Source organism: Bradyrhizobium sp. P2_E8 (assembly GCF_056403875.1).
This window is the reverse complement of sequence record NZ_JBFUES010001733.1, coordinates 1-796: the sequence shown is the minus strand read 5'-3', so window position 1 is coordinate 796 and position 796 is coordinate 1. Positions and strand designations below refer to the sequence as shown.

Here is a 796-nt window from a genome sequence, read left to right as displayed (position 1 = left end):
CGGCTGGGGAGGCGGATGCGCAGCGAACTATCAGTCACGTCCACCATATTCGAAGCCAACCGCGCCCGCGGCGCGGTCAGGTTCGACGTGCACGCGCGCGWCGGCGTGACGCGGCGCGGTGCGTTGCATGAATCCGGCTCGCTGCGTGTGCGCTTTCCTTCGCCGGAGGATGCGGGGCTCTCCGGCGTGTTCGTCAACACGGCCGGTGGCGTTGCCGGCGGCGATCGCTTCGATGTCGAGATATCAGCGGCCGATGCCACGCGGCTGACGCTGACCACGGCGGCCGCGGAGAAGGTCTATCGCGCGCCGGGCCCGGCGGCAGAGCTCAATATCGCCCTGAAGGTCGGCGCAGGCGCGCATCTGTCCTGGCTGCCGCAGGAGACCATTCTGTTTGATCGTGCCCGTGTCCATCGTCGCTTCGACATCGCGCTCGATGAGGCGGCCTCGCTCCTGCTTTGCGAGATCGTGGTGTTCGGCCGCACTGCCATGGGTGAGCGGATGGAGCAGGGCGAGTTCGTCGACCGCTGGCGGCTCTCCCGCGGCGGCCGGCTGGTCTTTGCCGAGACCGTCAGGCTCGACGGCAATATAGGCGCGAAACTCGCGAGGTCCGCGGTGGCCAAGGGGGGCGCCGCGATCGGCACGGCGCTGATCGTCCCCGGCGACGAGGCGCTCATCGAGCGCATTCGGGAGGCCTCGGAATCCTTCGCCGGCGAGGTCGGGATATCGGCCTGGAATGGCTTTGCAATGGCGCGGTTCTGTGCCCAAGATGCGGCGCGCTTGCGCGCCGACATGATGG

General features: G+C 68.6%; 1 protein-coding gene. It reads left to right on the top strand.

From position 1 onward, the window contains the following. Nucleotides 1–15: 15 nt before the first annotated feature. Nucleotides 16–796, top strand: a 781-nt coding sequence (locus AC1D00_RS43555) for an urease accessory protein UreD (RefSeq protein WP_477014990.1), incomplete at its 3' end; no start/stop codon positions are given.